The following is a 20724-nucleotide window of genomic DNA, read 5'->3' as shown; positions in this document are numbered from 1 at the left end:
CGATCACAAAGCAAGATCAACAAACATCGTCGAAGACGTTAATGAGAGTCGACGAACTCCCGTTGATAACCGTTGGAGTAGGCAAAACCCATGTGGCACAAGCTCTTGGGCATCATGTCGCCCGCCGTGGTGGGGACGTGCGGTTCGTCAAGTGCTCCCGCATGCTCGCCGATCTGGCCGGCGGCCATGCCGACCGCACCATCGGTCAGCGGATGCGGGAATACACCCGGCCGCTGGTGTTGATTATCGATGATTTCGCGATGCGTGAGCACACCACTACCCAGTCCGATGACCTCTACGATCTGGTTTCCGATCGTGCGATCGCCGGCAAACCTCTGATTCTGACGAGCAACCGCGCCCCGAAGGACTGGTATCCGCTGTTCCCGAACCCGGTCGTCGCCGAGTCCCTCCTCGACCGGCTGATCAACACCAGCCATCAAACCCTGATGGACGGACCGTCCTACCGACCCCGCAAACGACCCGGACACCGCACCGCCAGCGCAACTTGATCCGCACCCCGTCCGCTCGGGTTACCCTCGACTCAGCACGCCCGAGCATGGGGTGCCTCTCTATTTGTCAAGCCGCGCTTGCGGAGTCCGCTTCGTATAGTCGGTATCGGCGTTTCTCGTCGGCGAGCATGATGCGCCAGACGTGATCGGATAGGTGCCGTTTGAGGGTGCGCCTCGCCGCTGCGGGCGTTTTGCCCTCGGCGATTTTCTTGTCGTAGTAGCCGCGGCCGGCGCTGGCGGGCATCCGGATCTGGACCACCGCGATGGTGTAGAGCGCGCTGTTGAGTTGTCGGTCGCCGTAGCGGGAGAGACGGTGGCGATTGGTGTCCGCGCTGGCTATCTGTACCGGCGCGGAACCGTTGTAATTCGCGTAGGCCGCGGTGGTCGGGAACCGGCTGGCCCGTCCCGTGCGACCGATCAGCCGGGCGGCGGTCACCGCACCGATCCCGTCTACCTCCCGCAGACGGGTGCCGTGCTCGTCGAGCGTTTTGGCCATCTGCTTCTCGTTCGCCGCGAGCTGACTGTCGAGGCGCCGGATGTCGGCGATCAAGTCTCGGCACAGGCCGACGCGGGCCCGGTCCACTTCGCTGCGGGCGCGGAAGCCCCGCAACAAGGCGGTGGCCGCAGCCGCGGTCAGCGAGGTCGGCGCACCGCCCGCGAACAACTGCCGCAGCAACGCGTGCAGCTGATTGACGATGCGAGTGCGACTGTTAGACAAGTTCGTTCGACGCTCGTCGAGCAAGGCCAGGACATCGGTCGGACCCTCCGGGTCCACCGGTCGGGCATCGCCCTGTAACGCGGCAACACAGGCCGCTGCGGCTGCGTCGATGCGGTCGTTCTTGCGGCGGCCGCCGCGGGAGAGTTCCCGGACCCGGGCGGTGGAGGTCGTCGGGATATCGAGGACGACTTCCCCGAGAACCAGCAGCCACTGCGCGAGGTGATGTCCGAGGCCGTAGGCGTTCTCGACCGCCCACTGGCGGTGCGGCCAGGACTTGGCCCAGGCGATCAGCGTCTTGTAGCCGGTGAGGGTGGCGTCGATGCGGATCGAGCCGAGGTCGGTGTTGGTGGCCGGGTCGACCGCGGTTGCGGTGTGGGTGGACTTGTGGGGATCGATGCCGATGACGATCATGGAAGACGGTTCCCTTCTCTGCTCGGATTGGGGAATCCGCGGAGGACAATCCGACTTCAAGCACCTCTCACAGCAGCTTGGGGTCACGCCTCTCTCCAGTCACTCCGCGAACGCAGACCGGAGGGTCGACACACCCCATGAGGGTCAACCCGACGAGCGGGTGACAGGAATTACGCGAGTCAGCCCTCCGGTCTGCTACGGAACATAACGGGTAGCCGAACCCCGTCACGCCGCTGACACTCATATAAGTCGGAATTACGTGACGGACACCCCTGGGGAATTACGTGACGGTCGACAGCCCAGCTGGAATGCGACCGGAACTCAATCCAGCCGAAACCCCTTCCTGCGATATTCAACCCGCGTATATCAGTCTGACCGCGCGTCACTCAACGACACGCTCACCCACCCAGACTCGCCGAGGAAGCAACGAGGCGCCGCTGGGGTAGCTCCCCGGCGGCGCCTCACCATGCCCTCTTAACAAACTTCTCTACCTATCAGATGAGGACGGACGGGGGCGTGGGAAGTGTTCCGAACCCATCGATGATCGACTCAACATGGTCAATGAGGTCACGGATGGCAGTAATAGCGACTTCATTCCCGTCCTCGTCGCGAAACGCGAGAGAGTATTGAGGAACCGGCGGTTGTTCAACGTGGAGTCCAGGTGGCCATGGAATCGGTTCGAGATTGGGCGGGTCGCTTCGACGGTTGACCACAACCTGCCCCAGGATCTCGCCCTCTCTGAGCTTGAGAACTGGTCCTGGACGCGCCATCAGAATCGCCATACCAAGATCATCGCCCAGGTCCGGTGTAATCGCGGACAGAGTGAGGTTGCCGATGGCTACCAGGCTTAGTTCGCGGTGCTTGTCTGGATTGTTCATCGCATGAAGGGCCGGGAGCGCCTGCGCGAGTTCGCTTGGCTGCATGAAGGGTTGCACAGACTCGAGTAGTTCGATTGCCGCGGGCCATGCTGTCGGAACCTTGTTCTTGACTTCCTTCTCCCATTTATCACGATCTGTGACGATCGGGAAGTACACGCCCTTTGCGCGTTTCTCGTCGCGCCCACCGCCACCAGCGAGGTATATCTGCCAGGTGACATAGTCGAGCGCGCTTCGCAGAGTCGAGAAGATCTCTCCGGCGAGCACCGATAAGTCTTGAGCGGGCTCTTTGGCTATCCCGATGAACCAGGTGTACTTCGCCAGTGTGTTGTCGCGCGTAATTACGAGTTGGATTCCATCGGTTTGATGCCATTCCAGAAACACCTCGCGCAGTTCTTTGTGGCGTCTCTTCGCGTGCGTGATCTTCTTGAACGCATCGGCTAGTTCTAACACAAGCCCCCCCAATTTGATCGGCCCCAGCCACCGTCTGCGGTGTGCGTGGGAGTCTAGTGCCGGAGGCCGGCATCGGCCCGCAGGGAGGGTGACACCTCACCGGTGCGCCCTTCGGGAAGCGGATACGACGATGGCCCCGAACCTTGGGGTCCGCGTGCCGATCGGCGTTGGTGGCGGAGTGCGTCTTGAAGTTGGTCCACGAGGATGACGGCGTCATCGCGGTCGAGGATGCTGGCCTTGCCGTGGATGTTGTCCCGCGCGCACCCCGCCACCCGATTCGCAGGCTCCGTGTGTTCCGGCATGCCCACGGCGACGATGTAGGCGGCCCACACCACATCCGACTCTGCCGCGGTCAGGTTCGGCGCCGTCACAGCGCCACTGTGCGGTGGCCGGCGCCGTGCGGGTATTGCTCGACGATCTCGCTCGTCTCCCGGGCCAGCCAGGTCAGCTCCCCCGCCCCGTGGTCTGCGGCCGTCATCAGATCCGCCCACTCACACTGCGGGCCCCGGACGCACACCAACGCCAACTCGTTCTCGGACAACGTCTGCCACAGCTGCTCCACCGCGGACGACCCCATGCCCCCATTCAACTGCAGCACACCGACGGTACCGAGGATCGGCGCCGGCCATGTCGCATCTCGGCGCCGCAGCCGGCACCATCGTGTGTCGCTCTGCCCGCTATTAGCACCCATATGGGCCAAAGTCTTCGTGTCGACGCGGGAGCGGAGCTGTTCGGTGACGTGCGGTGGCGAGGTCGTAGCCTGGCCGCTGTGATGACGCCACCGGACCCCGGCCTGGATATCTCGACGTTGCGCGGGCTCCGGGCACCGTCGGCCAAGTCCGGTGCCGCGGCCATCGACGACATCACCGCCCGGATCGGCGCGCACCTGGCCGCCCATGACGGGTACGTCGCGTTCTCCACCGGCAAGGACTCGCTCGTCGTCCTCGACCTGGCCCGCCGGGTCGAACCGGAGGTGCCGGTGGTGTTCTTCGACTCCGGCCTCGACTTCCCCGAAACCTACGACTACCTCACCGAACTCGCCGATCGGTGGCGGCTGGATCTGCACCGCATCCCGGCTGATCCGCCACTGCTGCAGGTGCTCGCCGAGTCCGGGCTCTGGGACCACGCCGCCCCCACCGACGTCGCGGCCGCGCGGGTGGATCTGCAGCAGGTGCTGATCGCCGAGCCCGCTCGCCGCGCGCACGCATTGCTGGGGCCGGGTGAGCTGTGGGGTGTGCGTGCCGACGAATCCGCCGGCCGCCGCCTGCTCTACACCCGCGGTGGGCGCCACGACGGTGTCATCGCCCGCGCCGACGGCGCCATCGCGTACGGGCCGATCTGGAACTGGACCACCGACGACGTCCGGGCGCACATCGCCCGGCATCGGTTTCCGGTGAACCCGTTCTACGACAGGCTCACCCAGCTCCGGGTCCCCGACAGCCAGCATCGTCTCTCGCACCTGCTCGACGGCAATCATCTCGACCGGGGACGGTTGACGTGGCTGCGCCGCGGATGGTCGGCGCTGTTCGAGCAACTCGCCCATGTACTGCCCGCCTCCGGCAACTGGCCTGATACCGCGACCCGAGGCGCGTGCCCTACGGTCGGGGTACGCGACACCGACAGTTGCGCGCGGACCTGCGGAGACGACACGTCCCCGCGGTCGAAGTGGGAAGACCGACGGCGCCGGCGAACCCTGAGATCACATCCCCGCCCTGCTGAGGACGTCGGTGGGCGCTTCCGGGTCCTCGAATCCCTCCCGCACCAGGCGGATAGCTGGGGCGACGACCGTGTCCTCGACATGGTCGATGTGAGCGCGCGCCCAGCCGGTGACCCCGCCGGGCCCGGCGGTTTCCGGACCGAAGAGCTGGTCGATGCCCGCATTGCTGTAGCCCCAGTCGCGCAGTTCTGCACGGGTACACCACTCCTCACGGTTGTCAGGGTCCTGGGGATGGATTTCCTCATTCGTTGCTGGTCGTTGATCCACGGACCACACCTGCTTTCTAGTGTTTTCGCGATGGGAGGTTATAGTCAGCTACTGCGGATGCACAGGATGAGCCGGAGGCGTCACCCCTTCTCGGGGTTGTGGTCTCCGGTTTTCTGTCTCGCCAGCCGCTCCTCGGTCATCCGCTTCAGCAGCTCCCGGCGGGCGCGTTGCTTCGGAGTCTCCTCCGGTTCAGGTGCGTCGTCGACCGGCCGGAACGTCGCTCGCCCAAGCACGATGTCCGGGTGCACGACCAGTTCGGGCCGGCCTTTGTCGTCGGTGAACAGTCCCATCCCTAACCCCTCATTCCTCGGTCACGTCCCGCAGCTGCACAACCATCCGCCGGCCGATGCTCCCGTCCGGGCGACGGTATCGCCCCTCACCGGCAGAAACCACCTCGAACCGCATCCCCCGCGGCAACAGGTGCGCGGTGTCGTCGACGGTATCCGAGCGACCCAAGTACATGCCGCGGCCGGTTTCGATCTCGAACACCACATCCCGCTCCCCGAGCGTCTGATCGAGCTGGTGAACCGCGTGGGTGGCCATCGTGTGCCGGTCGAAGTCCAGCCGCGATCCCGGCTGCAGGGTCGAGGGCAGAGTGACCGCTTCCCGCGGCACCGCATGCGGGAGCGAGACGGCGCAGTAGAGGATGTGACCTCGGTCGTTGAACCGTTCCGCGGTCTGAATCGCCCGATGCACCCGCTGGACCTGTGAGCGCATCTTCTCGTCCAGCTGCTGCGCAGGTGCCGATTACCAGCCCGCGGCAGGAGACCACCTTTCAGTTTTTGCACATTTTCATCTAAACTGAAAATGCGAAAATACTGAAAGCGGGAACGCTGTGAACTCACGAGAACGCGACCGCCTCAAGGCTGCTGTCTCGGAGCGCCTACATAACGTCGGTGTCTCCATCCGCAGTCTCCGCTGGATGAAGACTGCGAGTGGAGACCGCGGATTCGACGCAACAGCGATCCTCTCCCGCCACGGCAACGTCCAGGAGTATCTCCTGGTCTTCACCGCACCGATGACGTTCATGCAGATCTCACACCGGCGACTAGACGAGGCGGACTCCCCGATCCTGATGGTCGGTGAGCGGATTACCGAACGCAGCGCAACGTCACTACGTGACCTCCGGATCCAGTACATCGACAGCCTGGGAAACGCCTACATCGAGTTCGGAGACGTCTACATCGACGTCCGCGGCAGACGGCCGAAACCGCGCGATCCGGAGTCGAGGTCTGACTACGACGACACCGTGGGGCACGAGCGGTCGCCACGGTCGGCACACAACCTCTTCAGCCCACGCCGGTCACAGGTCGTGTTCGCTCTTCTCTCCTGGCCGCATCTGGCGGCGGCGCGAGTTCAAGACATCGCGACAGCCGCCGGAGTCTCGATGGGACAAGCACACGACACCCTCTCCATGCTCAACGACGCGGGATTCCTTCATCGCGGAACCACGCTGCGTTCCGACCAGATTCACAACCTGCTCAGGCCCTGGGCCGCTGAGTACCCGCGTGGGCTCCGCAAGAAGCTCGTGATTTCCACCTTCCAGACCGATGACCCGACCGACTTCCAGCTGCTGTCCCCGGATCAGGACGTCTACCTCAGCGGTGAATCCGCAACTGGAGTCGCCATCCACCGCCCCGCCACACTGACCGTCTACCTCGACCACTTCGACCGGAAGATGGCGTTCGTCAACCGGTGGCGAAACGAGCCCCATCAACCCCCGAACGTCACGGTGATGCAAAAGTTCTGGACCAAACCCGACGACGCCCCGATCGACGACGACACCTGGGGGTTGGTCGAGCCATCCAACGCGCCCTGGCCGCTCGTATACGCCGACCTGCTCGCTACGAACGACCCCCGACTGAACGAAGTCGCCGACACGTGGAAAGACCACCATGCTTGACCTGACCACGTGTGACCAACAACTGCTCCAGATCGTCGACCTCGTCTGCTCCCGACTGCTAGAACGTTCCGACCACCTGCAACCCGCCGATCTGATGATCCTCGGTGCACACTGCCGGAACCTGCTGCACGACGTCTTAGGACACAAGTTCACTCTGCGTGCGACCGAGGACCTCGACCTTGCCTTCGCGATCGCGGACTGGGACGCGTACGCGCAGGTCGTCAAAGGATTGTCGAAGAGCGGGGACACCGGAATCCGGTACAAGGTGGCAGACATCCCCACCGACCTCGTGCCATTCGGCCCCATCGAGGAACCCACCGGCGTGGTCCCAGATCCCCCGCACCGAGACCTGAGTGTCTGGGCGTTCCAAGAAGTGTTCAACAGCGCGCACGAGCTGCCTCTGCCCACCGCGGGATCGATCAAGATCCCCACAGTGCCCGGATACACCGCACTCAAACTCGCCGCCTGGCTCGACAGAAGCGAGAATGACAACTACAAGGACGCCACCGATATCGCCACAGCCTTGTTCTGGTACACCAACTCCGGCCACGTCAGCGACCGCCTGTACACGGATGTCGTCCACGGGTTCGAGACCCTCGACAAGTTCGACATGGACGAGGCCCGGGCCGCGGCCTATCTGCTCGGAGAAGACCTCGCCACAGAAGTCGGTACGGAACGCATCGCCGAGCTCGACCGCCGATGGCCCGGACCCCGTAACGACGACCTCCCCCGTCTGATGAACATTGCCACCAACCCCTGGAATGGAGCCCAAACCTCGATCGCCGCAACGCATTCCTCGACGCCATGCAACTCGGGTGGTCGACCGCCCTCTAATCGCCATCAGGGCAACAGAAGACTGTCCGGCAGCACCCGCGGCCTTGAACCGAAATACGAATGGTGGGGTGCCCTGAAAGTCCTGGTGGTTGCCGGATTCACTATTCTGCTGACATGACCGGCAAGTCCCACGTCCCCACCGCAGACACGAGCCTGCTCGACGCCATGGACGCACTCCGAACTCGGTCGGGCATGGAAATGGTGTTCGTCGCGAACGTCCTCCCCTCGTGTGACGCCGTGCAGGTCACCTCGACCCACGGAGCCCGTACCGGCACGATGTCCGACCTGGTCGTCCACCGCGGAGCTGGCCTTGGCGGCAAGGCACTGCTCTTGAACCGTCCCGTCGCGGTGTCGAGCTATAAAACAGCCGGCGGCATCACGCACGACTACGACGCACAAGTATTGGGCGAGGGCCTCGAGACACTGGCGGCGTTTCCTCCCGTCCTGTCCGGCTCGCCCGACGTCCTGATCTACCTGGGAAATCGCCGCCAAATCAACCTCGGCGAACGGTGGTACGAACAGCTCCGACCGTGGGTGCAGCAACTCGTGCACGCCGTGTCCGCCATGGACCGCCCACCAGATCGATCCACTTCGCTGGCGTCCGCACTTCGCGAAAGCGAGATCGCCTTCCTTCTCCGCGAGCTCGACGAGATAGCTGCCGAGTTGGACAGCGAAGCGCTGCGCGCCCGCCTGGCGCAGGTGCGCGCGCGGCTGGGCGGCCCACGAGCCGCTCGCGGCCCGGAGAACGCACCGAACCTCACCCGCCGTGAGATCGACGTGCTGCGCGAAGCCGCGCGCGGGCTGACCAACCGTGCTGTCGGAGCGAACCTGAACCTCGTCGAGAACTCGGTCAAGACGTACCTGAGGACGGCGATGCGCAAGTTGAACGTGACCAACCGGGTCCAGGCGATCATTGCGGCACGAGCGTTCGGGCTGATCGACTAATCGGCGCGCCGGGGATATACGAAAGTAGATGCCCCATTGTGGGGCGCGTCTCACCGTGAACTAATGGAGCAGCCCTCGCCTGGGTGCGAAACATGATGAGGGACGCGGCCTTTCACCTACCCGTGGACCTGACGTCGTGGTTCCTGTTTGCTCGTCGCACCCACACGCCGTGTCCGCGATGACGCCCGACGCGCCTAAGACGGGATCAGAGGTCTCCGTTGGTGTCGGTACATGCTCGTACTCAGCAGAAAGGTCCACCAGTGCACGCCCACAGCGACGTCCTTGCCGCCTTCCCACCTTCGCCCGAGTTCGCCGCCCAGGCGAACGCCGGCCCCGACCTCCAGGCTGCCGCAGACGAGGACCGACTCGCATTCTGGGCGACACAAGCCGAGCGCCTGCACTGGCACACGCCCTTCACCGAGGTACTCGACTTCTCCGACGCACCCGTCGCGAAATGGTTCGTCGGCGGCGAGTTGAATGTCGCCTACAACTGCGTCGACCGCCACGTGATCGCCGGCAACGGCGACCGCGTCGCCATCCACTTCGAAGGCGAACCGGGCGACACCCGCGACCTCACCTACAACGACCTGCTCACCGAAGTGTCCAAGGCCGCCAACACCTTCACCGACCTCGGACTCGTCGCCGGCGACCGCGTCGCGATCTACATGCCGATGATCCCCGAGGCCATCGTCACCATGCTCGCCTGCGCCCGCCTCGGCCTGACCCACTCCGTGGTCTTCGCCGGCTTCTCCGCCAGCGCCCTGCGCTCCCGCATCGACGACGCCGAAGCCAAACTCGTCGTCACCGTCGACGGACAGTGGCGCCGCGGCCAGGCCGCACCCCTCAAGCCCGCCGTCGACGAAGCCGTCGACGGCGCAGAGTCCGTCGAGCACGTCCTCGTCGTCAAGCGCACCGGCATCGACGTCGCGGTCGCCGACGGCCGGGACCTGTGGTGGCACGAGACCGTCGACAAGGCCTCCGGCACCCACGAGGCGACCCCGTTCGACTCCGAGCACCCGCTGTTCATCCTCTACACCTCCGGCACCACCGGAAAACCCAAGGGCATCATCCACACCTCCGGCGGCTACCTCACCCAGGCGTCGTACACCCACCACAACGTGTTCGACCACAAGGCCGGGCGCGACGTCTACTGGTGCACCGCCGACATCGGCTGGGTCACCGGCCACAGCTACATCGTCTACGGACCGCTGTCCAACGGCGTCACCCAGGTGGTCTATGAGGGCACCCCGAACTCCCCCGACGAGCACCGCCACTTCCAGATCATCGAAAAATACGGCGTCAGCATCTACTACACCGCACCCACCCTGGTCCGCACATTCATGAAGTGGGGCAGGGACATCCCCGACGCCCACGACCTGACCTCGATCCGGCTCCTCGGCAGCGTGGGCGAACCCATCAACCCCGAGGCCTGGAAATGGTTCCGCGAGGTCATCGGCGGAAACCAGGCACCCATCGTCGACACCTGGTGGCAGACCGAGACCGGCGCCATCATGATCTCCCCGCTGCCCGGGATCACCGCCACCAAACCCGGCTCCGCGATGGCACCGCTGCCCGGCATCTCCGCCAAGATCGTCGACGACACCGGACACCCGGTGGAAAGTAATACGCCGGGCTATCTGGTGTTGGATCAGCCGTGGCCGGCGATGCTCCGTGGCATCTGGGGCGACGAGCAACGATTCAAGGAAACGTACTGGTCAGGGTTTGCGGGACGGAGTTGGTACTTCGCCGGTGACGGCGCCAAATACGACGACGACGGCGCCCTGTGGGTCCTCGGCCGCGTCGACGACGTCATGAACGTCTCCGGACACCGCATCTCCACCTCCGAGGTCGAATCCGCCCTCGTCGGACACCACGGCGTCGCCGAAGCCGCCGTCGTCGGCGCCGCCGACGACACCACCGGCCAGGGCATCGTCGCGTTCGTCATCCTCCGCGAAGGTGTGGAGAACACCGGCGACACCCTCATCGCCGAACTCAAGGCCGAGGTGTCCCGGGAGATCAGCCCGATCGCCAAGCCCCGCCAGATCACCATCGTCCCCGAACTCCCCAAAACCCGGTCCGGCAAGATCATGCGACGCCTGCTCAAGGACATCGCCGAAGGCCGCGACCTCGGCGACACCTCCACCCTCGTCGACCCCAAGGTCTTCGACGCCATCCGCGGCAAGTAGGGCGCTCCGCGCCCCGTGAGTGGTTGACGAGTCTCTGCACTCCTCAACCACTCACGGGCGGCGGATAAGCGAAGTGCCTCAGCTGTGTTCGCCCGGTCTGTGGCCAGTGTGAGCGAAAGTAGCTCGTTTGCACTCCGAAGCCCCTCGTCATCGCAATACTCTCTGCCGGCACCGAACACTGGTCCGGGGTACTCCCCGGATCGCATCAAGCAGGGTGGTGTCGCCGAACCTGGTGGCCTCGATGGACCGCTGATAGACCTCCGATCAGCGTAGGAGTCAATCGGCGGTGGGTTCGACTGGGTGGGCCGAGCCGGGGAACGCCTTCGATTCCTCGTAAGTTTGGCCGGTTCGAAGACAGTGGTAGAGCTGGCCCAGAAGTCGGTTGAAGAGATTGCGCAGTGCGGCGGCGTGCCGATCGCCCTGCGTTCGGCGCCGGTCGTAGTGGTCCTTGATCGGACCTGGTCGCGGGATCGCAGCGAGGCCCATACGAAGCCCACGGCAGCGAGCCTGTTGTTCTTCACGTGCCGGTGAATCACGCAGGTGCTGCACCCAGACGCCCTGGTCACCGGTGCAGAGCCGGCGAAGGCCTTGAGCCCACGGGCCTCGGCGAACCGGTCGCGGTCGTCACCGATCTCGGCCAGTACCCGTGCTCCGGTCGCCTACCCCAGTCCCGGGAAGCTGGTGATGACCCGGTGGTCCGGGTGTTGCCGAAACGCCTCGGACGCAGCCTCATTGAGGTCGTCGGCGTTCGCGCATTCAGTATTCAAGGTGCCGAGCAGTGCCCGAGCCTGCCGGCCGAGTGCCTGCTCGACCAGTGCCGGTTGCCGCAACTGCGGGCGGCGGAGCGCGCCGAAGGATGCGGGTGGCAGTGTCGTCGAGCCGACGGCGTCGGCCCGCCCGACGCAACGCGGTGACGATGCGGGCCTTGGTCAACCGTGCGCCCTGCGCCGGTGTCGGTGCGATGGCGAGTATCGCGCGCTGCACCACTCCTTCCGTGACCAACTTGAGGTCCTCGTCCGCTTCGAGACGACCTCGCCCGGGAGGGTACGTGCACCTATCAATCGGGCAGCTCGCCGACGAATATGGCGCCGCCCAAGCATATCTCGACTGGGAGCACCACGATGACCACCACCTCACCGGTGTTGGCGACTAGCGATGCCGCCCGCCACCACCGCGTCGCCACCCTGACCGGCCACCTCGGCCACTCCACCGCTGATCCAACGACGACCCGGGGGTACAGCCATCAACGGCCCTTGCGCCTGGTCACGGTGACCCTGCCCAGCAATCGGGACGACCCGAATCTGCTTCGACCTCGACGAATGAACTCGCGCGCCCTCGGCGACGCATTCGGGACAACCGCCGTCGGTCACTTCGATATCGCCCAGGCGCCGATCTCGGGTGAAGGCGGACGGCATCACGCACCGACCCGGTAGGCTCGGCCAAGACAAGTAGATCCATCTCTGCGATTGCGTCTCGACAACACCAATCACGACCGATGCAAGAATTCAGCGTTCTACGACACGACACGGGGTGTCACGCGTTAGTCGAAGTGGTCGTCGGAGCGCTCGATCATCGCCCCGCGGGTTCACTCTGCGGATAATCCGAACTGAGAGTCAGCCGTACATCATAGGCTTGTGGGACTGAATCGTCCCCAGGGATTCATCGACGAGACCCCAATGGTTCCAGGAGTCGACCAACCCGGTCCCAGGCACCGCGGTCATATGGAAGACGAGCCAGAAAGCTAGTCCTCCTCTTGTCGCACATACCGTCCAGTCTCCGGAAGCCCTCCAGCGGAACCGCGGTGGCGGGCGCGAGTCCGCCACCCATTCAGTCGGATGTGCCCACCGGTGCCGAGCACCGTCACGGTGTGAGTCACGCGTCGAGCACGCGTAACAGGGTGTCGCCAGCTTCGTGCGGGACGAGGTGCCCTACTCCGGGCAGTTCGATGTAGGTGGCGTTGGGGATCAGCCGGGCCAGTCGCATGCCGTTGCCGACCGGCATCAGCGGGTCGCGGTTGCCGTGCACAACCGTCGTGTGAATGCGAAGGCGACGCAGACGATTTGCGCCGTGCCATGCGGCGATCGCGCGCGCTTGATCGAGGACGCAACCGCGCGGGGTGATCCGGCGCGTGAGTTGCTCGGCGATTTCCGCGATCAGATCGGGATGATCGGCGGCGAAGCCCTCGCCGACGGTTTGCGCCCAGGTCGCGGTGAAGAATTCGCGCAGATCAGCGCCGCGCGGCGGTTGCTGCATCAAGAGGTGGTAGGCGTCGGCGTCCGGTGCGATCTGGGCTGGCGTGGGTGGTCGGGTGCCGACCAGCACCAGCTTCTCCACGATCCCGGGGTGTCGGATCGCGAACTCCTGTGCGATCATCCCGCCCATCGACACACCTAACACCGTGGCCTGATCGAATCCGCAGTAATGCAGCACGTCTCGCGCGTCGTCGGCAAGGTCGGCGATGGTGAACGGAGACGGTGCACAGCGCGACCAACCGGTGCCTCGGTTGTCGATTCTGATGACGCGGTAGTGCTCTTCGAGTCGGCGCAACCAGGATTGCGGCCAGATCAGCCCGCTCGCGGTGAAACCGTTGAGCAGCAGCAGTGCCGGGCCGTGCCCGCTCTCGTGCCAGTTCACCACCGGCCGCCGTGTGCCACGGCGGTTGTCGGTCGGGTCGCCGAACTGTGCTGCCTCGTCGACCTTCCGTAGACGGCGACGCGCGGCACCGGGCTCCCGCCCGACCACCCTGAGCCCCGACCCGCTCTGGGGGTCGCGGAACTGTGCTGCCTCGTCGATTTCCCGGCGACGGCGACGCGCGGCGGTGGTCTCTCGCCCGATGACTTTCATCCCCAGCTTGATCGATGGGTCGACGATTGTGCGTAGTATCGCTTGGTTGCGGATGCCAATTTCGGTCGCGATGGCCAGCGGCTCGTTCGTCGAGTATGGCAGCAGGGCCTTGGCGAGGCGTTGCATCTTGGACACTGAGGGTTGGTTCATTCCGATGCTCCTTGCGATGAGCGCAGTTGCCGCCGCAGGATCTTGCCCGTGGCCGTGCGCGGCAGTTCGTCGACGAACTCGAACACTCGCGGCACCTTGAACTTCGCCAGCCGTTCGGCGATGAGGGCCTTGAGTTCACCTTCGTCGATGCGGTGTTCGGGTTTGACCACGATGACGGCCTTGAGTGCCTGGCCGAACTGCTCGTTGTCGATGCCGACTACGACTGCTTCGGCGATGCGTTCGTCGGCGTTGAGCAGCTCTTCGATCTCGATCGGGTACACGTTCTCCCCGCCCGATACGATCATGTCGTCCTCGCGGCCGACCACGAACAGCCGGCCCCTCGCGTCGAAGTAGCCGCGGTCGCCGGTGGATAGCAGGCCGTCGACGTCCTCCTTGCCGCCGCCGCCGGTGTAACCGTCGAAACTGGCTGCGTTGGCCACGAATATCCGCCCGATCGTTCCGTCGGGGACCGGTGTTCCGGCGTCGTCGAGGATCTCCACCCGCACACCCGGGGCGCGGCGACCTGCCGTGGTGGGGGCCGCCCGCAGCTCGGTAGGACCGGCCACGGTTGCGGTCGCGACTTCGGTGGAACCGTAGATGTTGTACAGCACCGGCCCGAACCGATCCAGCACCTCGGTCACCAACCGACCGGCAATCGCCGACCCGCTCGAGGCGATGATGCGCAACGAGCCGGTGTCGGCCTGCGCGAGCTGAGCCGGTGGCAACGCGCAGATTCGCTGCAGCATCGCCGGAACCACCACCAACACTCGTGCCTTGCGTTCGCACACCTGTGAGAGAGTCTGTGCCGCATCGAATTCCGGTTCGGTCGCCACCGTCGCTGATAGGCCGAGTCCGATCAGCAGGGTCGCCAGACCCAGGGCGTGGAAGAACGGCACGGGGATGACCATCGTGTCGCGCAGCCGCAGCGGGATGGGACCGAGCAACGCGGCGATTCCGTCTAGGCTCGAACCGCCCGGCGATCGAACCGCACCCTTCGGGCGCCCGGTGGTTCCGGAGGTGAGAATGATCAAGCGGCTCTCATGTTTCGGTGGCCTCAGGTTAGCGCCCGGATAAGCGTCGATGAGGATGCGCATCTCGGTCGTGTCGATGGTGCGGACGCCGTCGCCCCGGCCGAGGACCCGGGCGACGTCGTCATCGCACAGCACGGTGGTGAGTTCCTCGTGTTCGATGACGTCGGCCAATTGTGCGGCGCCCATGGCGGTATTGAGCAACACGATGTCGACACCGAGCTTTGCCGCGCCCAGTAGGGCATACACGAAGCTTGGTGAGTTGCGGCACAATACCCCCACCCGATCCGTGCGGGTGACACCGGCATGTTTGAGTCCGCGCGCCAACGCGTTCGAACCCCGCCACAGCTTGCGGTAGGTGACCCGCTCCTGCGCCGTGGCGATCGCGGTCACCTGCGGGTATCGTGCCGCTGACGCCGCGACAGCGGCGAGCATGCCATTGCCGTAGGGCAACGCGGCCCACATCGCCCGAGGGATCCGGTCCGGTCGTTCCCATGCTGAGGTGTTCGCCCGCAGGAGATACAACGAATTGCGGATCGAGGCGGGCACAGCTTCCGTCAACCAGGTATGAGTCACCGACATTTTTTCAGGCACTTCGCAACTCTCCTTCGTTCAATTGTGTTCGGTGAGCCAGTCGACGATCGACGGCACGCACATGGTGCGTGCCTGCCGCCCAACGAACAGGCCTGCATGTCCGGCGGGCAGGACCAGTGATTCCAGATCCGCGTTTCGCAGCAGACCCAGTAGCGGCTCGGTGGCCGCGGGCGGAACCAGGCTGTCCCTCGCGCCGACGACGCTGAGCACCGGGCAGTCGATCGCCGACAGATCAACCGTGCGTAACGCGAGCGGGAACCTACCGGTCAGCAGCAGACGCTGGCGGATGACGGCATCCGCCATCTGTTCGAATACCCGACCGGGAAACGGAATATGGTCGTTGGACCAGCCGATGAGGGCATTGTGTGCCGCGAGTGCCTCGTCGTTGCCGAGGCATTGCCACAAATTGGCGTAGGTTGCCAGCGGCGCGGTTGGCTGGATCAGCCGGAAGCTTTCGCGGATCACCGACGCGGGTACATTGCCGGTCTCGTCGAAGAGATTGCTCGGTTCGAGCCGGCCGGCCTCCACGAGCGAAGCAATTGGACCCATCTTCGACAGATCGATCGGTGTCGCGAGCAGCATAAGATTCCGCACCGGTAGACCGGGATTTCCGGCGACCGCGATCAGTGACAACAGTGCACCCAGGCAATAGCCGAGCAGGCTGACCTCGGATGCGCCCGATGTCTTACGTACAGCTTCCACCGCCCGTGGGATGTACTCGTCGCAATAGGTCTCCAGGCCGTTGTGCGCATCGACGGGCTGCGGTGTTCCCCAGTCGAGCAGGTAGACATCGAAGCTCTGGTTCAGCAGATCCTCGACCAGACTGCTGCCGGGGCGCAGATCGAAGATGTATGGCTTGGTCACCAGGCTCATGACGAGGATCAGCGGCGTTCCGTGCGTGCGACGGTCAGAATCGTATCGATAGAGGACCACCGAATCGCGCTGCCAGACTGCGGTTCTAGGACTGGCGGCGATCTTCCCGGATGCAAAGCCACCGAAGTGTTTCAGGCTGTTGCGGGCCCGGATCTGTGCACGCTCGGCTTCACGCGTGATCCTTTTGAGCAGGTTCGTTGGAGCGATGGAAACCATGTTCACTCTCCTTTCCAACGGTGTTGAGGACATCGTCGAAGTCCTTGCTCAGCTCCCGCACCCGATGCTCGACCGCGGCCAGCTGAGTCAACAGCCGACTCTGGTCGGTGGCGGTGGGCAGATTCAGTCCGTGCAAGATGTGCCGCGACAGCCGCTCGGCACGGCGTCCGACCGCCCTGCTGCCCCTGTCAGCGACGGTGATCCCAATGGCGAAGGCGTCGTGGTTCGTTACCCGCTCCAGAATGGGAGCAGCCACGCCGTCGACCGCTTGGACCAGCCGAAGCCAACCCGGCTTGCCATTGCTCATTTTGCTATCCAATCGACCACTGCTGCCAGGTCGCGGCCGTAGTCGCCGACCTCTGGCGTCCATCCGTCGGCACCGATCGCGCAACTATTCGTACGGGCGGGCGTCCAAGGGGACTTGGCCGGACGTCGTTTGTGCGCCGAACCGAGCACGAACTGGTTCTCATCGAACACCGGCGTGTCCACGACGTCGGTAATGCCGGTGATCCGCGTCGCCATCAGACTCGTGCCCTGCGACAATTGCAGCGACTCTTCGACGGAATGGCCAGCGAACGTCCTGGTCCGATCGGCGGTCAATTCACGATTGTTCTCCGCCCGCGAGAGCGGGTCGGCAAACCGCTTCCCTGCGGCGGTTGCCGGGATCTGGGGCGCAGCATCACCACGTGGTGGTTCGGTTGTTATCACCTCGGTTGCGCCGTTGCGCAGAGCCTGTCCGGCCAACGGACCGGCCACGTATTGCGCCATGTCGAGCGCGCGATACCCGTCGAGCGGCTTCACTGACATTCGCCGATTCCTTCATGTATCGATGGGTTGTCTGTTTGTGTGCAACGAATTTCATCCGTCCCCGTGGCAGGGTCACCTCGACCGTGTCGGACCAACCCTGTGCCCGCCGTTCTCGACCACATCTGCAGGATGGCGGTGCAGGTGTCCGAACGTCGAGCACCTCACCGCATACGGTCACCGTGTCTTCCGCGTGTTGAAGGCACGCATCCGGACCCGCGAATCGCCCTGATCGTGCCACCGTTGCGTCTACTTCTCGGTGGCACGCTCCCACATGCTCTGCTGGAACGGGTTGTTCGTATAGATCCCAGGGCCCCGGCCAAGCCTGGCATATGCGCCGTTGGGGTGGATTAGCTGAAGTCCCGGTTCGATCCGACCGTTATGTCGAGCCAGCGGACGGGAACGGGATACCGCACGGCCGGTGTGTCACTACCGAAAGCGATGTCGTGCCTGGTGGCTGCGATGAATTGGCGCCTTCCTTCTGTCGGGTGTGGTTGAACAACGGCGTTGTTGCCGCCACCGGTCGGTCCTTGTGATCGCACACCAGGGGTTCGATGGTAACGAAGGCGCCGCCCGACGCTGGTCTGCTGTGGAACGCATCCAACGAGACGTGGAGGGTTCAGCGCAGCCGTCGTCGACGGTGGGCGGGCGAGCGAACTCGATGACCGTGGAGATAGACGGCGCGATGACATCGCCGTAGCCTTGCCTGCTCGAGAAATCGGGGTCGAAAGGTAACGCGCAATGGAGTTCGAGCGGTCTGCGTCAGCGCCGAATCATCAAAAGGCCGAGCGGTATCGGCTCCCGGAGCCGGGTCGCGCCCGGGCAGTTCTTCCCCGATTCGTGCGATCACGGGATCCCACCCTCGTTGCCAAGCGGGTGGTTCGAGTTGGTGGCTGTGCATGTCGGTCACGCCCGCCAGATTGCCGGTCCCGCGCGGGAAATGACGATGTTGGGTACTACGGCCTTCGCGGACAGGTGCGACAGCGCGACGACGAGCTCCGCGACATCGGACGCCCGGAGCATGGAGTCCACGTCGACGGTCTTGTCCATCTGTGCCGTCATGTCGGTCGCCACGAAGCCGGGCGAGATGGCGGTGGCGCTGACGCCGTTCGCGGCTTCCTCCAGCGAGAGTGTTTCGCACAGCGAAATCAAGGCGGCCTTGCTCGCGCCGTAGGCCGACAGCCCCGCCTCGGCCGCGACCCCCGTGATCGAGGCCAGCGCAACCACCCGCGCCCCGCTGGACGGACGTGTCGCCGCCGCCTTTCTCAGCATCGGCAGCGCCTTCTGAACGAGCAGGAACTGCGACCTGAGGTTCACGTTCAGTACCAGGTCGTAGTGCTTGACCGATAGCTCAGCCACCGTTCCTGCCGCGCCTACCCCGGCGTTGAGGACAAGTAGGTCCAGTGCGCCGTACCGGCCCTCATGGGCGTTGACAACCTCGGCCACGTCGGCGTCGTTCGCGAGGTTCGCGACAACCGGGTGGACGTTGACGCCGAACTCGGAACGGAGCTTGTCGACGGCCTCGAGCAATCCGTCCCGTCGGCGGGCGGAGATGGTGAGTTCGCATCCCTGGCCCGCCAGTCGCCGCGCAATCTCGTATCCGATACCGCGCGATGCGCCGGTGACGAGCGCGCTGCGCCTGGGCTGGGAGTCGGCATTGCCGGAGATGTCGGGGGCCGTCACGGGCGCCATGTGATGCCTCTCGAGTAATGGGGTCGAGGTGACCAGTGTCCAATCACCCTATCGATCGCTAAGTAAACTCGCAACTGATAGCGCAACCAGACCGCCCAGGCAGACAGGCCTTTTGAGAGAACACAACGTGGAGTCCAAGAGCTTCCAGGGCATGCCGGACCGTAGCGATATCGAGCGCACGATAGACGGAATCGACCCTCGAAGTTGGCAACGTGGAACGCTCGAAAGGGCGCCCGCCGAAGGCTCTCGAGCCTGACCGGTGGCGCGAATGCGATCCCCTCGACATCTCGCCTACGCCGGCCGGTTTCCCTCTCGTCGTTCGACCAGATGATCGAAATGCATTCGGGCCGCGCGTATCCGGCCTGACACGCGCCGGGCGAATCATACCGTTCGGCGACCTGCTTGCCCTGACTGGCCAAACCCGGGTCACGCATTGCCGCGTCGACTCACCCCGCTGGGGTCAATCGACTTGTCTGGGCTACACGGTTGCTCAAGCATGAAGCGGGGTGCCGGCGGAGGATTGCCCCCATTGACAGAACCCGGCGTTGCCTGATTTAGTTGTTATCCGCGTCACACCGCAACTCGGTGGAGACCGCAACACCGTGCCGCACTGAGCGTCGGGAAGAATCCCAAATTCTGTTGATCCGCAAGGAGCTCAAGTGAACCCAAATCTAGTGGGGAACGACCTTCCGCCTGGCTTCGAGGTCGATCCGGCGGTTTTATTCACCTGGCAGTACGTCTCGACGGCCATTGGCATTCTGCTGTTCCTGTGGACGCTATACTTCGCCTTCGCAAAACGCGACTCGCTACCGTTGCTGATGTTCATCGGCGGACTACTCTTGTCCCTCAATGATCCTCTGTACAACAGCCTCTTCCACATCCGCTATGCAGAAAACTTTCCGGACGCATTCGTAGGATTTGGGATAGCCACACCGGCGTTCATGCCGTTGGCGTACGCAGGATTTAGCATCGTCGGGTACTTCGTCTACCGTTCCTTCCGTGCCGGCGTATCGATTCGCAAAGTAATGTCATTCTGGGCGTTGATATTCGTCGTTGACATCATCTTCGAAGGAATTGCGTCAAGCCTCGGGGCCTTCACGTTCGATGGCAATCAGCCATTCGAGATTCTGGGCTGGGGGTTCTACCTCGCTTGGCTCAACGCAATCGGATTCATGTCCATCGGTGCGCTTCTGCTCTTTATGGTTCCTCGACTCCCCGGTTGGCAAAAGCTGTTCCTGATCGCTGTTCCGATTCTGTGCCATCTCGGGGGCGTATTCGCTTCGGGTTGGCCGCTGATGATCGCACTCAATTGGGATGTCAGTGCGCCCGTCGCTTGGCTACTCGGTGTGGTCTCATTGGCGCTGAGCCTCGTATTCGCCTGGTCTATCGTTGCACTGGCCAACCCCAGTTCGGACGCCGAGCACCAGCACCTTCCGGACCTAAAGAACCTAAAGATACCGTCCGGTGGCGATATCCAAGCTGTGCGTGGAGGCTAATCTTTGAAGCAGTCGGGCGGTGAACTTCTAAGGAACTCACCGCCCGACTGTTTGTGCGTCTCGCCCAGGATTGTGACGAGTTTCTTTGAGGCTGCATATGCACAGGACGAGCCGGAGGCGGCACTTCCGCTCAGGGTTGGTGTCTCCGGCTCTTTTCTCGTGCCATTCCCTCCTCGGTCTTCCCTTCAGCAGCTCCAGGCGCGCTGAAC

Annotated in this window: 17 protein-coding genes and 3 pseudogenes; 8 read left to right on the top strand and 12 right to left on the bottom strand. The window is 64.2% G+C overall.

The window, feature by feature from the left end:
- Positions 1 to 71 precede the first annotated feature (71 nt).
- Positions 72 to 509: pseudogene (locus tag CJ179_RS36430) on the top strand (ATP-binding protein); the annotation flags it as partial.
- A gap of 67 nt (positions 510 to 576) precedes the next feature.
- On the opposite strand, the gene CJ179_RS36425 reads toward CJ179_RS36430, so the two are convergent.
- The 4 genes from CJ179_RS36425 to CJ179_RS36410 all read right to left on the bottom strand — a co-directional run bounded on the left by CJ179_RS36425 (position 577) and on the right by CJ179_RS36410 (position 3543).
- Entirely contained in the window at positions 577 to 1638 is a 1062-nt protein-coding gene (locus CJ179_RS36425) for an IS110 family transposase (protein WP_095864653.1), read from the bottom strand.
- A gap of 494 nt (positions 1639 to 2132) precedes the next feature.
- Positions 2133 to 2966, bottom strand: a complete 834-nt coding sequence (locus CJ179_RS36420) for a hypothetical protein (protein WP_095864652.1) — start codon at positions 2964 to 2966, stop codon at positions 2133 to 2135.
- Positions 2967 to 3019: 53 nt separating this feature from the next.
- Entirely contained in the window at positions 3020 to 3337 is a 318-nt protein-coding gene (locus CJ179_RS36415) for a hypothetical protein (protein ID WP_095864651.1), read from the bottom strand.
- Positions 3334 to 3543: a hypothetical protein gene (locus CJ179_RS36410; RefSeq protein ID WP_095864826.1), complete on the bottom strand. Its 210-nt coding sequence runs from the start codon at positions 3541 to 3543 to the stop codon at positions 3334 to 3336. The genes CJ179_RS36415 and CJ179_RS36410 overlap by 4 nt, the downstream gene beginning before the upstream one ends.
- Before the next feature lie 195 nt (positions 3544 to 3738).
- Here CJ179_RS36410 and CJ179_RS36405 point away from each other — a divergent pair.
- Positions 3739 to 4518, top strand: a pseudogene (locus tag CJ179_RS36405) (phosphoadenosine phosphosulfate reductase family protein); the annotation flags it as partial.
- A gap of 512 nt (positions 4519 to 5030) precedes the next feature.
- On the opposite strand, the gene CJ179_RS53245 reads toward CJ179_RS36405, so the two are convergent.
- The gene (locus CJ179_RS53245) at positions 5031 to 5240 is read right to left on the bottom strand and encodes a hypothetical protein (RefSeq protein WP_095864649.1); all 210 of its coding nucleotides are present in this window, start codon (positions 5238 to 5240) and stop codon (positions 5031 to 5033) included.
- Positions 5241 to 5872: 632 nt separating this feature from the next.
- Between CJ179_RS53245 and CJ179_RS36385 the strand changes: the two genes are divergently transcribed.
- From CJ179_RS36385 to acs, 4 genes are all read left to right on the top strand, one after another.
- Positions 5873 to 6853 carry a type IV toxin-antitoxin system AbiEi family antitoxin gene (locus CJ179_RS36385; RefSeq protein ID WP_095864648.1) on the top strand — a complete coding sequence of 327 codons (981 nt, stop codon included), beginning with the start codon at positions 5873 to 5875 and terminating at the stop codon, positions 6851 to 6853.
- Entirely contained in the window at positions 6846 to 7805 is a 960-nt protein-coding gene (locus CJ179_RS36380) for a hypothetical protein (protein WP_095864647.1), read from the top strand. The genes CJ179_RS36385 and CJ179_RS36380 overlap by 8 nt, the downstream gene beginning before the upstream one ends.
- Positions 7802 to 8632 (top strand): LuxR C-terminal-related transcriptional regulator, encoded by an 831-nt coding sequence (locus CJ179_RS36375; RefSeq protein ID WP_179377778.1) that lies wholly within the window; start codon positions 7802 to 7804, stop codon positions 8630 to 8632. The genes CJ179_RS36380 and CJ179_RS36375 overlap by 4 nt, the downstream gene beginning before the upstream one ends.
- Before the next feature lie 260 nt (positions 8633 to 8892).
- The gene (gene acs, locus CJ179_RS36370; protein ID WP_095864645.1) at positions 8893 to 10818 is read left to right on the top strand and encodes an acetate--CoA ligase; all 1926 of its coding nucleotides are present in this window, start codon (positions 8893 to 8895) and stop codon (positions 10816 to 10818) included.
- Between the two features lie 563 nt (positions 10819 to 11381).
- On the opposite strand, the pseudogene CJ179_RS53240 reads toward acs, so the two are convergent.
- Positions 11382 to 11450: pseudogene (locus tag CJ179_RS53240) on the bottom strand (hypothetical protein); the annotation flags it as partial.
- 489 nt (positions 11451 to 11939) lie between these two features.
- Here CJ179_RS53240 and CJ179_RS50880 point away from each other — a divergent pair.
- Positions 11940 to 12251, top strand: coding sequence for a hypothetical protein (locus CJ179_RS50880; protein WP_143548971.1), 312 nt, complete (start codon positions 11940 to 11942; stop codon positions 12249 to 12251).
- Between the two features lie 439 nt (positions 12252 to 12690).
- Here CJ179_RS50880 and CJ179_RS36360 read toward each other — a convergent pair whose 3' ends face one another.
- The 6 genes from CJ179_RS36360 to CJ179_RS36335 all read right to left on the bottom strand — a co-directional run bounded on the left by CJ179_RS36360 (position 12691) and on the right by CJ179_RS36335 (position 19019).
- Positions 12691 to 13812, bottom strand: a complete 1122-nt coding sequence (locus CJ179_RS36360; protein WP_095864644.1) for an alpha/beta fold hydrolase — start codon at positions 13810 to 13812, stop codon at positions 12691 to 12693.
- A complete protein-coding gene (locus CJ179_RS36355) occupies positions 13809 to 15434 on the bottom strand; it encodes an AMP-binding protein (protein WP_257015955.1) in 1626 nt (541 codons plus the stop codon). Before CJ179_RS36355 ends, CJ179_RS36360 begins: the two co-directional genes overlap by 4 nt.
- An 18-nt stretch (positions 15435 to 15452) precedes the next feature.
- Entirely contained in the window at positions 15453 to 16523 is a 1071-nt protein-coding gene (locus tag CJ179_RS36350) for an alpha/beta fold hydrolase (protein WP_095864642.1), read from the bottom strand.
- Complete coding sequence (locus CJ179_RS36345; protein WP_095864641.1) at positions 16477 to 16830, bottom strand: hypothetical protein; 354 nt, start codon at positions 16828 to 16830, stop codon at positions 16477 to 16479. Before CJ179_RS36345 ends, CJ179_RS36350 begins: the two co-directional genes overlap by 47 nt.
- Entirely contained in the window at positions 16827 to 17330 is a 504-nt protein-coding gene (locus CJ179_RS36340) for a CoA transferase (RefSeq protein WP_095864640.1), read from the bottom strand. Before CJ179_RS36340 ends, CJ179_RS36345 begins: the two co-directional genes overlap by 4 nt.
- A gap of 903 nt (positions 17331 to 18233) precedes the next feature.
- Positions 18234 to 19019: an SDR family NAD(P)-dependent oxidoreductase gene (locus CJ179_RS36335; protein ID WP_095864639.1), complete on the bottom strand. Its 786-nt coding sequence runs from the start codon at positions 19017 to 19019 to the stop codon at positions 18234 to 18236.
- Positions 19020 to 19678: 659 nt separating this feature from the next.
- Between CJ179_RS36335 and CJ179_RS36330 the strand changes: the two genes are divergently transcribed.
- A complete protein-coding gene (locus tag CJ179_RS36330; RefSeq protein WP_143548970.1) occupies positions 19679 to 20515 on the top strand; it encodes a hypothetical protein in 837 nt (278 codons plus the stop codon).
- Positions 20516 to 20724: the final 209 nt, after the last annotated feature.

This window comes from Rhodococcus sp. ACS1 (assembly GCF_002300155.1).
Classification (GTDB): domain Bacteria; phylum Actinomycetota; class Actinomycetes; order Mycobacteriales; family Mycobacteriaceae; genus Rhodococcus_F; species Rhodococcus_F koreensis.
This window is presented reverse-complemented; position numbering and strand designations above follow the sequence as displayed.